The sequence below is a fragment of the Actinoplanes sp. NPDC023714 genome (assembly GCF_040639855.1).
Classification (GTDB): Bacteria; Actinomycetota; Actinomycetes; order Mycobacteriales; family Micromonosporaceae; genus Actinoplanes.
In genome coordinates this window covers 264,441-278,363 of the sequence record NZ_JBFAAR010000005.1, presented here as the reverse complement: position 1 = coordinate 278,363, position 13,923 = coordinate 264,441, and the positions used below count along the sequence as shown (strand labels likewise).

General features: G+C 65.0%; 6 protein-coding genes and 1 pseudogene. 4 read left to right on the top strand and 3 right to left on the bottom strand.

Going from position 1 to position 13,923, the window contains the following annotated elements; all coding sequences use genetic code 11:
• Positions 1-80: 80 nt before the first annotated feature.
• Together AB0G10_RS24080 and pglX are read right to left on the bottom strand one after the other, a co-directional pair.
• Positions 81-527 carry a hypothetical protein gene (locus AB0G10_RS24080; protein ID WP_360925699.1) on the bottom strand — a complete coding sequence of 149 codons (447 nt, stop codon included), beginning with the start codon at positions 525-527 and terminating at the stop codon, positions 81-83.
• A 67-nt stretch (positions 528-594) separates the two neighbouring features.
• Positions 595-4,179 carry a BREX-2 system adenine-specific DNA-methyltransferase PglX gene (pglX, locus tag AB0G10_RS24075; RefSeq protein WP_360925696.1) on the bottom strand — a complete coding sequence of 1,195 codons (3,585 nt, stop codon included), beginning with the start codon at positions 4,177-4,179 and terminating at the stop codon, positions 595-597.
• A gap of 379 nt (positions 4,180-4,558) precedes the next feature.
• Here pglX and AB0G10_RS24070 point away from each other — a divergent pair.
• The 4 genes and pseudogenes from AB0G10_RS24070 (at position 4,559) to AB0G10_RS24055 (ending at position 9,593) form a co-directional block, all read left to right on the top strand.
• Positions 4,559-5,339: pseudogene (locus AB0G10_RS24070) on the top strand (transposase family protein).
• A gap of 370 nt (positions 5,340-5,709) precedes the next feature.
• Positions 5,710-7,002 (top strand): DUF3696 domain-containing protein, encoded by a 1,293-nt coding sequence (locus AB0G10_RS24065; RefSeq protein WP_360925693.1) that lies wholly within the window; start codon positions 5,710-5,712, stop codon positions 7,000-7,002.
• On the top strand, positions 6,992-7,945 hold the full coding sequence (locus tag AB0G10_RS24060; RefSeq protein WP_360925690.1) for a hypothetical protein: 954 nt from the start codon (positions 6,992-6,994) through the stop codon (positions 7,943-7,945). Before AB0G10_RS24065 ends, AB0G10_RS24060 begins: the two co-directional genes overlap by 11 nt.
• A 10-nt stretch (positions 7,946-7,955) precedes the next feature.
• Positions 7,956-9,593 carry a DUF262 domain-containing protein gene (locus AB0G10_RS24055; protein WP_360925687.1) on the top strand — a complete coding sequence of 546 codons (1,638 nt, stop codon included), beginning with the start codon at positions 7,956-7,958 and terminating at the stop codon, positions 9,591-9,593.
• On the opposite strand, the gene pglW is transcribed toward AB0G10_RS24055, so the two are convergent.
• On the bottom strand, positions 9,581-13,906 hold the full coding sequence (pglW, locus tag AB0G10_RS24050; protein WP_360925684.1) for a BREX system serine/threonine kinase PglW: 4,326 nt from the start codon (positions 13,904-13,906) through the stop codon (positions 9,581-9,583). The two genes, AB0G10_RS24055 and pglW, sit on opposite strands and share 13 nt — an antisense overlap.
• Between the last annotated feature and the right edge of the window lie 17 nt (positions 13,907-13,923).

Here is a 13,923-nt window from a genome sequence, read left to right as displayed (position 1 = left end):
CCACCGTACCGTTCGAGACTATTCGACGCCGTAGCCGGAAGCGCGTATCCAAGCCCGGCCAACGCCGGGCGAAACGCCGGTTACGGATCGAGAGGTACGGCGAGTCGCCGCTCTCCGACCGGGGTGCAGAGGGTTCGCAGCCGCCGATCGTGACTGATCACCTTGGCCACCACCTCGTACGTGCACTCCATCAGGTTCTCGGTCCGCTGGGCCTTGATGTTCTCGACTCGGCTTAACTCGTCGATCAGCCCTTTGTTGAGCCGGGACCGCCACAGCGCCCGGAGCACGTCGGCCGCGGGTTTACCGAGGGCGGCCCGGCCGGTGGCGGTCAGCGTCCGCTTTGCGCCGGAGATTTCGCCGAGCCCTCCGGCCTGCATCAGCAGCGGCCAGGCGACCGCGATAGCCGGCTCGGCACGGTAGAAGTCGCCGGCGGACAGCACCGCGGCCGCCTCGACGACGGTGGCCGCCGCGGGCCTGCTCGTCGTGACACTACACTTCAGCAGTCCCGAGTCAGACAGCCGCAGCACGGCGTGTAGGTCCTCGGCCCCATACCGCTCGGTCCGGCGAACGCACTCCGCCTCCGGTGACGTCTGCTTAGCCACGCACAGTCTTTCGTCCTCGCACCGGAGCCGGTGGACGCCAGCCGGTCAGGTCGTCCATGGTCAGATTCCAGCGGGCCAGCCGCTCACCGAGCAGACCCTGATACTCGTCGACGGCATCCGGCTCCAGCTCGTAGTGCCACTGCCGCGCCCACGGCAGGATCTCCCGCAGCCCGGCGAGCAACGGCACCAGACGGTCGGCTGGCCAGCCATCCCGATCACCGCGCTCCACAATCAGCATCGACAGGACGTGCGCCTGGTCCAGGTGATCCCATCCGCCCCAGCCGATCAGCTGCGACGGGTCACCGTCACGCTGGGCTCGCGGGTAGGAGATGAACCGTTCCTTCGGCACGTCCAGCTTCCCGCGGTTCGACCAATAACTCGTCTTACGGAAGTCGGCCTGGACGTACTTCGGCGGCACCGGGATCGTCTTGCGGATCCGCTGCTTCGCCTCCTCGTCCTCGGCCGAGTCCTCCTGCCGCTGCAGGTCCCAGACGTGCTCCCAGTCGGCTCGCTTGTCCAGCCCGGAGTCCTTATAGCGGAGCGCCGCAAGATAGGGAACGTGCTCGGACTCGACCAGGTCGGCGACGACCTTCCCCAGATCCGTATCGGAAGCGTAGATCTCGGCGACCGACACGAAATCGGCGTCCCGCCGCAACTCATCGGCAAGCCCTGCGGTGGACAATGGGCGGGGCTGGTCGAACCCGTACTCGTCAGGCTCGAACCATAGCTCCCGCTGCTCACACCGATCCAGCAGCCAATCTCGCAGGGCCCGCTCCTGCATCTTGTCCCAGCCCTCGGTGGCCCAGCGGCGTTTGCACTCCGGCCGTTCGATCAGCGCCAGATAGCGGTTGGTCTCGATGACTCGGATCCGCTTCTCGACGATCTTCCGGTACGCGGCCGGCCAGCGCTCCGGAATCTCGGTGATCGGCGTCGAACCGTGCCGCGCGAACCACTGCGTCTCGGTCTCGCCCCGCGCCATCCGCCGCGCCAGCACGATCTCGAACGCCCGCTCCCCCAGCCTGATCTCCGGAACGTCCACACAGGTCAAAGCATCGTCAAGCAGCCCGTAGAGATGATAGACCTCCCAATCCAGCTCCTCCTGAAGCGCGATCATCCGCCCCCGCGTGGCATGCCACCCGTCCTTGGCCTCCGCCAGCCGCTCCCGCGTCGGAACCTTCTCCTTCACGATCTCCACTGGGCTCAAGGCCGTCAGGCGCCGCGCACTTTCGTCCAGCGCCGTCGCCAACCCAATCGGGTACGCCGCAGGCAGCGGAAAATCCTGCAACTTAGTCCCGGTGAACTCGTAGAACCGCTCCCACTCCTGGCTTTTGAAGCCCTCGTTGACACCTTGGCTGCCCTTGTCATGACTTACCTGTTTGAGCCAGTAACAAGAAGTAGAACTATTCAGCAGCCCTAAGGTTCCCAGAAAGTCTTCATGCTTTGCATTTTCCTGCATCTTGATCACAGGGGCAGTTCGACTTGAAGCGCGCCGCTCCGTATCGAGGACTACGTGATTATGAGTAGCAACAAAGGCGAATCGAAGTGACCAAGGGTGAGATCCCTCATCTTTCGGGAGTTGATGCCATTGCCACCACTTTCTTCCCCGAGAAAAATACGTTCCGCCCCCCGCGCTTCGCATCCAGAGTTCCCATCGAAATTGCCACAGATGCCTCTGCAGCGGCAGGCTAACCTGCTCGAAAGACAGAAGGCCATGAAGCTCATCGTAAGGGAAAAGCATTAGATCGAACTCTGAAGCCGACCAATCGCGAACCTGATCGCCCTTGTTCGCTTTTTTGATTTGGCCGGCCGCCACATCGGGGAGCAGTAAGGCCGATTTGGGCATCATAAATACATCGTCGGCATGCGTGTCTCCATAGAACCCTATCCGTGTCGCCAGGGTCGACAGGCGATTACTTCGCCCAGCCTCAATCTTTTCAACTAGCTCGAGTCCGCCATCCTGCAGGATCCACGGGAAGCGCCGAAAGTATCTATCCTTTCCCAAATCACCCACGCTCACCCAGTCACTTGAAGAATTGACTCGCGAAGTCTGATCAACGATCGCTGCCCATACGATCCCTTTACTGCTGTCGCCCGGCAAGCCCGGCTCACCCCGAACAGACCTGACCGTACGGGTGGTTCCAGACCAGCTTGCTGCACGACGGCGACCGATCAGAATCACGGTCGGCGTTCCATGTCCGGGAATGTAGGCACCTGATGAGTCAATGACGTGCGTCAGATCTACTTTGCGAGAGAAAAATTTGGTTACCAGAGCTTCGCCGAACTCGCGCTTCATGAAGGAATTTGCCGTGATTTGCCCGGTGTACCCGCTGGCTCGACCATCGGAACTACCAACAACCGCAAGCTCGAAGATCAGCTTGGCGAAAGGCACGGCCAATGAGAAGCTGCCCACGCACACATCGGGATAAGTTTCAGAATAAGTGCGTGCGGCTTTGCTGTCTTTTGGAGTGATGTAAGGAGGATTTCCTACGACGACGTGATATCTACCATCACGCAAAATTTCCGGATGCTCGTGGAGATCCTCCACTGCATACTTGAAAGTGGCCAGCTTTTCTGCGTCACTAGCGCCATCGAGAGTAAGTTGTCGAACCCGGATCAGGGAGTCACCGATGGCAAGATTCAGCGGAAAGACCACCTGCCTAATTTCATCGAAGCTTGTAAATCCAGCCTCTTTGAGGGCAGCGATCAAAAGGCGATAGCGGGCGATGGCTACCGCGAACGGGTTGATGTCGACGCCGTGGACGGCTTCGAGGGCGAGGCGGACGATCTCGTGCGGTTCTCGCCGGGTGGTCTCGCGCCATCGGTTGACCAGGCGGTGGAAAGCACCGAGGACGAAGTGGCCGGAGCCGCAGGCTGGGTCGATCATCTTGACAACGTCGAGGCCGAACTCGTCGATCGCCGGGGTCAGCGTCAGGTCGAGGATGAACTCTTCGACGAACTCGGGGGTCTGCAGCAAGGCGTACGTCTTGCGGGTGGCCTCTGAGAGATTCTGGTAGAGGTCGCCGAGGAAGCGGGTGCCCCAGTCCGGATCAGTGAAGTCGTGGATCAAGACGCCGTCGGCGTTGGTGCGCCGCCAGAAGGCGATCAGCTCCTTGGCCGCGTCCGGACTGATCGGCAATTGGTAGGCGGCGTTGTGTTTCGGGTCGAAGAGCGTCCTGCCGGCCTGGGTACGCCCGATGTGGTCGAACGCGGTCAGCAGCCAGTGCCGGTCGTTGTCGGCAGGATTCATCCGGAAGTACTCTTCCTGGGCCTCCTCGGCCAGGATCGCCCGATCCTTGATCGGCCCGGCGAGGAAGCAGGCATCACCGAACAGCCCATTGTCCTCGCAGAAGCGGACGAAGACCGTACCCAGGATCCAGGCGACCGCTGCCTGGGTGATCCGCTCGTCGCGCCACACGGCCCAGGTTGAGGCGGTGCGTTTGAGCTGGAATGCCGCATCGTACTCCGCTCGCAGCCCGCTGTAGAGCGGCCCGCTCGTGCCGACCTGCTCGACTAGGTCCTGTTCCAAAAGTTTGACCCGCCCCTGCAGATCCTTCCGCAACGCCTCCGCGTTGATCACGCCGCTCACCCTCGCCCCACCAGCGCGCCGCCCGGACCGGCACGAACCCGCAACACCGTACCGCCCAGCAAACGCGACCGACCGCAAGCGCACGGCGCCGCGTCAACCCGGTGAGCCGGCCCTGCAGCCCATCGCGCGATCCGTCGGGAGCCGTGCCACGACGGCGTCTACACCCGAATCAGAGCACAGATTCTGTAGCCGATCGGACTCATAGAGTTATTAAGGTTGCCTGTTTCCTGTCGTCCAGTAGAAGAATGAGCCTTTCCAACCTGATCTTGCAGGTCAGCGCGGTAAGCAGGGGGCCGGTGATCGGTGAGGGCGAGGCTCCAGTAGGACAGCAAATCGACCAAAACCCGATGCCCCGACCGGGAGCCTCGCCATGCTGTCCTACCCTGCCACCATCTCCTTGTTCAGCCGGACCCTGAACCACCTCGTCGACCGCCTCCGCGGCCACCGCTAGCAGCGCAAATCCCGATGGAGGCGACTGACCCCGGGCCGCCAGGCCCTCCTGGCCCTGGCCCACCTGCGCAACGGCGACACCTACACCCGCCTGGCCGCCGGCTTCGAGATTGGGATAGCGATCCGCCTGGCGCTACGAGGAAGCGATCACCCTGCTCAGCGCGGCCGCCGAGGACCTGGACACCGTCATGTGGCGCATCCGGCAGCTGGCCTACGCGATCCTGGACGGCACCCTGATCCTGATCGACCGGGTTGTCAACCAGAAGCCGTACTACTCTGGCAAACACAAGCGCCACGCAGTGAACGTGCAGATCATCGCCGACGCGGCCGGACGTCTCGTCTGGGCCTCGGCCGCGCTGCCCGGCTCGGCCCACGAGCTGACCGCCGCCCGCACCCACGGCATCATCGACGCGCTGAACAGCGCAGACGTGATGACCTTCGCGGGCAAGGGTTATCAAGGTGCCCGCGGCAGCGTGCGCACCCCGTTCAAGCGGCGCCGTTTCCGGCCGAAGCTGTCACACCGGCAGACGGCGGTCAACCGGGCGCACGCGAAGATCCGCGCCCGCGGTGAGCGCGCGATCGCCACGCTCAAGACCTGGAAGATCCTCACCAAGCTGCGCTGCTGCCCACGCCGCGCTACCACGATCGTGCAGGCCATCCTCGTCCTGCACCACGTCGAAGCCAACCGCTACGCAGGATGAAAAAGGCTCAATGACTGATCTCAACGAACAGCCCAGCGCTTATCTCTCCGTCCCATCACGGCCGACGAGTTGCAATTGCTCGAAGATCTCGCCCGAAAACCTGACCCCGCCCCTGACCAGCTGGTCGCATATCTGGCGCCCGAGGAAGCCCAGTGGACGCCGTTTCTGTCCGGATGCGCCGTGTGGCTTGCCGCTCCGGTTATCGGGCTGTCTCTTGTCGCTTCCGCGGCCATCGGGCTGACCCGACTGTCTGAACCACCGCCTCAGCATGGTTCGGTCCCCTAGGTAAGACTCTCTCGCTATGAGCCGCCGGACGACTCGGCCACTTCGGGTGACGTAACATGAGCACTTCGTCCACTATGGTTTCTGCATGGCTCTCGTCCGGATGGCTCTGGGGCGTTACCGCGGCTTCGCCAAGCGCCAGGTCATCGACCTCGCCCCGCTCACCGTGATCCTCGGCCGCAACAACTCCGGCAAAAGCGCCCTGGTCCGCGCTCCACTGATCCTGGGCACCGGGATCGGCGAGGTCGGAGGGCCGCCACTCGACCTCGACCGGCTCGGCGAAGAGCTAGTCGACTCTTTCACCGATCTGGTGCATGACGCCCGAGTGCACCGCGGGTCGATCGACGTTGAGCTGGAGGTCGGCTCCGGGAGCCGGAGTGTTCGAATGGCTGCGACAGTTCTGCACCTGAGTGACCACCACACCGAAGTCGTCGACCGTTTCGAATTGAGTGACGGAGAAGGGTTGACCTGTCGGCTGGAGTGGGAGCTCGACGATCCCCCCAAGCTCCCATTCACCTACACGGTCACCGTGGGCGATCGGACGTGGCAGGGTGTGCCTGTAGCGTTCAGCGGACTTCTGCCGGGTCACCTGTCACGCCATGCAGACTTCCCGCGCGACGTGGCAGAGAGAGTCCAGAGGGCCTATTTCGATTTCACCCTCGGCTACCCCACTGTGCGCTATCTCGGGCCGTTCCGGGAACGGCCGCGCCGTCGGTACCGGCTACCCAGCCGCTGGACGTCAGAGGTGGGTGTCACCGGCGAGAACACCGCCGGGATCCTGGCGAACGATCAACTACGCCGTGAGGGCCGGTTGCTGCATCAGGTCAATCTCTACCTCCGGGATCACCTGCCGGGATGGCGGGTCGACGTGATGCCGGAGGGCGGGATGCGATCCGTGGTGCTGGTCTCTGCCCGTGACGAGTCGGTTCGGGTGAATCTCGCCGACACCGGGACCGGGGTGGCACAGATGCTTCCCATCCTGGTGCAACGGGCCATTGACGATGTCACACCGCCGGGACGACCGGTCCTCGAGATCATCGAGCAGCCTGAACTGCATCTTCACCCGGCCGCGCACGCCGACCTGGCGGAATTGTTCCTCGACGCGATCCGCAATAGCGACTCCACGCGGTTCCTGATCGAGACGCACAGTGAGACGTTCCTGCTGCGGCTGCGCCGGCACATCGCGCAGGGCTTGGATCCGGCGACGGTGGCCGTCTACTTCGTCGATCAGCAGGACGGGGTGTCCACCGCACGGCGGATCGCCATCGACGAGAACGGCAACCTCGACTACTGGCCGGAGGGCGTCTTCGCCGAGGACTTCGAGGAGACTCGGGAACTTGCCCGGGCGCAGCGAGCCAGGAGGGCCGCCAGTGCAAGTTGAGCTGGCCCCGGAGGTCTTCACTGCCACCGATCCCGAGCCTCAGCAGATCACCGCCGCGGGTCGGCTACTGGCCACCTTCGACGAGGGACGGCACGACTGGATCGTCGACATCGAAATCGTCGACGACGTCGCCTCGTACCTGAAGAAGCATCATCCAACGCTGGCAACCGTCTACCTGGATCTCGCGCAGAAAGCCGCCGTGAAGAATCTGGCCTGGACAGGCGCCGAGCAGCGGGGTCGAGTCATCGTGGTCGAGCATAAGAGTCTCGCCAAGGATGCTTCCGATCTGACCCGGGCCGCAGTCGTCGTGATTGAGAACATCCCTGGCGACAAGCACTTTCTCCAGGCGGTCATCCATGCGTTCCGGGCAGACCGGATCCGAGAGGCGTTCGCGAACGACTGGGCGGAATTCCGGCACAGTGGCGGCTGCGGTTCGATGCCGGCCGTCGCCCTGGAGGAGGCTGGGCGTTTCCATCACACCATCCGCGTGGTCGCCGTCTTCGACAGCGACGCGCTCACTCCTGAACACGAGGGCCCGAACCGGCACAAGGCCCGCGACCTGGAGGCCATCGGGGTGTCGACGCATGTCCTGATGTTTCGCGAGGCCGAGAACTACGCACCGAACCGTGTGCTCGCCTGCACCGGTCAAGCCGGTGCGGCCGAAACCCGCGTCGTGCACCTCGAGCGGCTGATTCCCCGACAGCGTCGGCACTTTGACATGAAGAACGGGATACCCCGGCGGTTACCCTCCGAGCAGCGGAACTTCTTCGACGGTCTCGACGCTGAGACACGACAAGCTCTAGCGTCCGGCTTCGGTGGCGGGGTCTTGAAGAAAATGTACGAGATGCGTGACAGCCTCTCCGAGGATGACTTCCATGCGACCGATCCCGAAGCGGCCGAGGACTTGCGTAAGCTGCTGGCGCTCATCGAGAGCCTGATCTAGGAGTGCACCCGTGACCGATCCTGACGACGGTGGTGTCGTCCGGCCCGATGTGGTGCTGCTGGAAACGCTGCTCGACGACATCGCAGCCGGCCGGCTGCGCGTGCCCCGCTTCCAGCGCCCGTTCGTTTGGTCTCCGGAACAGATGCTGGAATTGTTCGACAGCATCGAGGGCGGATATCCGATCGGCAGCATCCTGGTTTGGGAAACCGCCCTCAAGGTGCCGAGCCTGGACACTGTCGCAGGTATCGACATTCCTCCGCCACCGACGGACCGCACCGTCTCTTACCTGCTCGATGGCCACCAACGTCTTTCCACGCTGTTCGGGACGCTGGTGAAGCGACCGTCTACGGACGATCCGCAGTGGCACATCTACCGTCGGCTGGGCGACAACGTCGGCGCGCGGGCGCTCCGGTTCATTCACGGGCAACCCGACGTGGAGGGCGCCCCTCGGCTACTACCCCTGCAGGCCGTGCTGCGGACGATGGACTTCCTGGCATATGCGCGGCAGGTCACACGGGATCCGGCAACCGCCGATCAGGCTGATACCTTGATCGACGAGGCCGAGCATTTGGCACAGGGCATCAAGTCCTACAAGATCGCTGTCATTCGTCTGGTCGGAGGCAGCATCTCGCACGCTGTCGAGGCGTTCACCAGGGTAAACAGCGGCGGACGGAAGATTCAGCCATACGATCTGGTGTCGGCTCTGACCTATCGCGTCACGCACCACAGCCTCGCCGACCGCATTGAGGCTCTGCGACAGAACGTTGCCGCGACCGGTTTCGGCGCGCCGGACGCGGGACTGCTATTCCGTGCCTGTCTGCGCGTGGGCGGCATCGACGCCTTCCCCCTTCAGCCGCGTTGGGCTGAGGTCGCCGCCAAGCTCGAGGACAGGATCGACGACATCACTCGGCGCACCGATGTCGCACTGGCTCGAACAATCCGTTTCCTCCGGTACGAAGCCGGCGTCCCGCACATGTGCCTGCTACCGGAGGACAATCAACTGCTCCGGCTGGTGGCGACTTACGACGGCAACCCTGAGCTGAACGAGGAACAGACGGCAGACCTGGTTCAATGGTTCTGGTTGACGGCTTGGACCGGAACGACCTGGGAGCCACTCAGCAAACGTCATCACAGCATCAGAGCGAATATCGCCAAGGCGGGGTTCGCCTCCGAGACCGAGAGTCGTAGTCTCCTTCCGCAGGTGAGACCGCTGTCCGAGCGGCTCGGCTCGGTACACAGCAGAAGCCGGGCCTACCTGTTGTGGGAGCTGCGTGAGTTCAGTCGACGGCTGGACCTCAGCGGCAAACCCTTCGACGCGACGGAACTCTTCATTCGGTCCGGCATTACCGCGTACCGCCGCATCATGCCGACCGGCTCTCAGGGACCAGCGAACCGCATGATGCTCCCGGAACACACCGCGCATGGTCTCGTCCGGGAACTCACCGCACTTCCACCGCGGCTGCTGCGCGACGTGGTGGCTAGCCATGGCATCCCGGTCCCGGCCCTGACCAGGATGCTCGGTGGTGACGCCGAGGGCTTCGTCAGGGAACGTAGCGCCTACCTCGGCTCGCTGGAGGAGGAGTTCATGCGCAGCATGGGTGTGGAACCGCAGCCGGCGGCGGACTCGAGTGACGACTACGAGGCGTGACGGCTGCGGTGTTTGTTGTCGGCCCACTCGTCGGTCAGGGTGATCCATTCGTCGGGTGAGACGGCCACGACCGCGTGATCCAGTCGCGGCAGTTGGCCCGGGTCCTCGGCCGGGCAGAGCAGCCAGACCGGCCCGGCGCCGTCCCGCGCGGCCTGGGCGACCTCCTCGATCAGGTCCATCGCGCGATAGCGGGCCAGCGTCGCACCGTCGTCGAGCAGCAACGGCCGGCCGCGCAGCATCGCGTCGAGCAGTTCGGGGCGCAGGCTCTGCCAGGCCTGCTGGGTGAACTCGGCCAGCTTGAGAGCATCCCGGGAGTTCGGGTCGGCGGCGTCCGCGGAGAGAACCTTCTGCCAGGTCGGTTTCGGCCGCGCACTGACGAGTTGGCGCAGGTGCATGAGAAAGCGTTCGGTCACCGAGACGTGCCGGGCCCCGAAGCGCCCGACGAGCGCATCGGCCGCCGGACGTACCCGGTCCGTGCGTACCGTCAGGGCCCGGAAACCGGTCTCCTGGCTGGCGGAAACCAACCGCTGCTCGGTCCGGATCGCTTCGGCGAGCGTCGGCTCGTCCACCGTCCATGGGGATGCCGACGTCGATGTCGAACGTCGACGCACCGACGTAGCGAGCAGCGACGAGCCATCGGACTTGCGGCGCCGGTAACCGCCGCCTCGCCAGATCAGGTCGAAACCGGCGGCGGTCAGCAGGTGGTGAAGGGCCGGGTGCTCGGGCAGCGGTGGCAACTCCGGGAACCGGGCACGAACCCGTTCCTGGATCTGCTGCGGGGTCAGCCCCGGGTCCTCACCGTCACCGAACTGGGCGGGCACCACCCCTGCTTGGGAGAGCCGCATCGCCCGGACCGGATCCAGGTCACGCGGATAGATCTCCAGGCGAGGCGAGGCCGCCGCGACACCGGAGGCAGCAGCGGCGAGATGTACGGTTCGCCGGTCATCCAAATTGATACCGAACCGGCTGCCCTTGATGAACACCGCACTCAGCTCCCGCAGAACCGTCGCGGGACTCGGCAACACCTCCTGACCGGCCAGTCGCTTGGCGACCTTGCCGAGAGCGTCGGCGTGATCGAGCAGGGCCGGGGCGGCCGGGGTGTCGGCCGGGTCTCCGGTGCCGACCTCCAGGGCGACCAGCAGCAGCTCGTCGTGCCGGCGGGTGAGGAATCGCGGCTCGTCCGCCGGGTCGATCTCGATGGCAACCCGCACCGCGGCCATGCTGAGCGCGTCGCGCAACGCCTCGTCGGAGACGGACGAGCCGCGCCTGGCCAGCAGGTGCGCGGCCAACTCGGCGACGCTCGCCACCCGGCCGCTGGCGGCGAGCAGGTCGACGATCTCATCGTGGACACTGCGGATCAGCGGGTCGGACCGCCACCTCTTCCGCTGATCGATGAGGATCTGCGCGATCCGACCCGGTGTCACGTCGAGCCGCGCCGCGACAGCGGGGTGCTGTGGCCACGCCGCGAGGTCGGGAAGTGCACCATCGGCATCAGGCAGGCGCAACAGCAGCCGGACCGCCTCCACCTCGGTGTGGTTACGCCCTCGGGCTTTCGGAATCAGCCTCGCCACGACGCTGTCGAGGCCGATCCGCGACAGCTCCCGCCCGTCCGGCTCGTGCGAGCCGCCGGTCGGCTTCGGTGTCGCCTCGGCTTCGGGCAGTACCACGGGCTCCTGCTCGTGTAGCCGGATTCGCCACTGCTTGAGGCGTTGCTGCAGCTCGCCACGGGTCTTGGCACCCAGGCCGGGAAGGGTGAAGAGATCCTTGGAACCGAGGGCCAGTAGTTCACCGACGGTATGGGCGTTGAGGCGGTGCGCAGCCGACACCGCACGCGGGGTCAGCCCGGATGCCTCCAGCACGGTTGCCCGCGTCGCCCGGTCGGCCGCCGCGTCACGCTCCTGCGCGGTGTCATCGTCCTCGGGGTGCAGTGAACCGACCGGAGCGGTCCGGTCGGACTTGCGGAAGACCTGCTGCCACTCGCTGCGCATCTCCCGCAGGGTGCGGAATCGGCGTTTGGCGTCCCGATCCAGCGAACGGGTGAAGAAGGCGACGAGACCATCGCGGATAGCGGCGTCGAAGGCTTCGACGGCCAGCGTCGGAGGGCCGTCCGTGAAGTCGATCGGGGTGATTCCGTCACCCCAGAGGGGGAGTTCACCGGAGGCCATCTCGTGCAGGGTCACTGCGACCGCGTACCACTCGGCGTGGTCGTCGTACACGGGCCGGTTCGGGGTGCCGAGGAACGGGTCGAGATAGCCTGGCGTACCCGCTTCCACCTCCGTGACCGCGGCCGCGGCCAACGAGAAATCAAAAAGAACCAGTTGCCGGGTACGGTTCTTCCGTACCCGGATGGCGATGTTGTCGGGTTTGATGTCGCGGTGATAGACGCCTTCGCCCTGCAGATGGTCGACGGCGTGGAAGAGATAGTCGGAGTAGGTCTCGAGTTCGTCGATCGTGAGCCGCCCGTCCTCGCGCAGCTTGCGGGCAACCGTGACCGAACCTGCATGCTCCAGGACGATCATCGTGCGCGGCGGGATGTCGATCGGTTCCTCGCGGGCCAGCCTGATGACCCCGGAATCCTGGCTGATGCCCCGCAACACCCGGGCCTCGTGCTCCAACCTGCTGCGCTTCTCGTCCGAGAGCGCGACCTTGAGCACCTCCTCGGCGCCGGTCTGTAGGTTGTCCGCCAGGAAAGCCCGTGACGTGGAACCGGTGCCGAGTTTCTGTCTGATCCGCCAGTCCGACACGACATCGCCCGGACGGGCTTCGAGCAGGTCGATCACCTGCACCGGTTCGACAGCGGGTGCGGTGAGCTCCTCCTCGATGCACACCAGCATGTCCAGCACCTCGGCGACCGTGGACAGCCGCCGGGCCGGGACGGGTGCCGTCGCGGCCTGCACCAACTCGTCCATAAATTCCGAGACCGAGTCCGCGTCAGCCGACGGACGTAGACCGTCCTCCCGCTTGAGCCTGGTCATCAGCTCGGCCCTGCTTGCTGCTGGAGCCTTTCCGGAGAGCAGCAGGTAGGAGAGAGTGCCGAGCCCGAAGACATCGAGGGCGATCGGGTCCGTGTCGGCTAGGCTCAGCTCCGGCGCCAGGTACGCTTCGGCCGACCGCTCCAGGTGGGCGCCATCCCGGGTAGCGGTGGCCGCGATCCCCGAACCTCCGCTGGTCGACTCGCTTTCTCGTACGGCCGCCTGCCAGTCGCTGATCTGCAACTGCGGATCGGCCCACGGGTCCTCGCCGGGAGTGCGCGCTCGTCCGGGGCTGACCAGGACACTGCGTGCCGCGAGGGCACGGTGATAGAGCTTGCGCCCGTGCGCGTACGCCATCGCCTCGGCTAGTTGCCGGATCATGTCGAGCCGGGTGCCGATCTCCAGTTTCTCGCCGTACTGGGCCATGAAATGATCCAGCCGCATCGCCTGATGATCGTGCCGGAAGATCAGTGCCGGCCCGCCCTCGTGCGGTTCCATCCCGTCGACCTGCACGATGCCGGGATGGCTGATGCCATGCAATGCCAGCATCTCCCGCCGGGCAGCACGCTCGATGCTGGCCCGCACCGACTTGGCGGAATTGCGTTCGACCAGGTAGATCCGGACTCGCCGGTGCTCCTTCGGGAACTTCGCGTGCCTGGCCAGGTGGTCCTGCCAGGTGGGGCCGACATCCCAAGGCTTACCGTCGAGCTTCCAGGAGCCAACCTGGTAGTACCGGCGGCTGCGTCCGATACCCACTCCGTCGAGCAACTTGCCGAGCGCCCGGGAGGCCGCCGCGGTGAGCTGGCGCTGCGGATCGTCACGTGGTGTACGACCCAGAAGGCTCGACCAGACGCCGGGCAGTGCGGCCGGCCCACCTTTCGCCGGCTCGGGGCCGAACACCCAGTGCAGTTGGTGCGGGTCCAATGCCACCTGCAGGCTGGGAACCGACAGGAAGACCGCGCCCTGAATGAACGGGATTTTCTCGTTGCCCCCTGATCGGCGGACTTGAGCGGCCAGCAGCGAGCGCAGTCGCTTGGCTTTGCTGTCCGCCAGGTGCAGAGGGTTGTCGAAGGTGCGCACCGACTGGTTGTCGAGCATCCAGGTGGATCCACTGTTCCAGAGCCGCCCATGCAAGCTTTTGACCTCGACGAGGTAGATCCCGCCCGGAGTCACCACGAGAAGATCGACCTCGTACACGTGGCCGGTCTCTGCAGTGAAGGTGAAATTCGACCACGCACGGTAGGGCTCGGAGTCGGGTAGGAGACCCCGGATGTGTTCGAGTGCTTCCCGCTCGTGCTCGAACTGCGATGGAGTAACCGTCGTCCAGCGCCCCTCCTGCATGGAGCCAGGCTAGTGGG

What these genes read in the sequence shown, in the direction of transcription:
- AB0G10_RS24065 (WP_360925693.1), top strand. Translation starts at nt 5,710, where the DNA reads ATGGCTCTCGTCCGGATGGCTCTGGGGCGTTACCGCGGCTTCGCCAAG.
- pglW (WP_360925684.1), bottom strand. Translation starts at nt 13,906, where the DNA reads ATGCAGGAGGGGCGCTGGACGACGGTTACTCCATCGCAGTTCGAGCAC.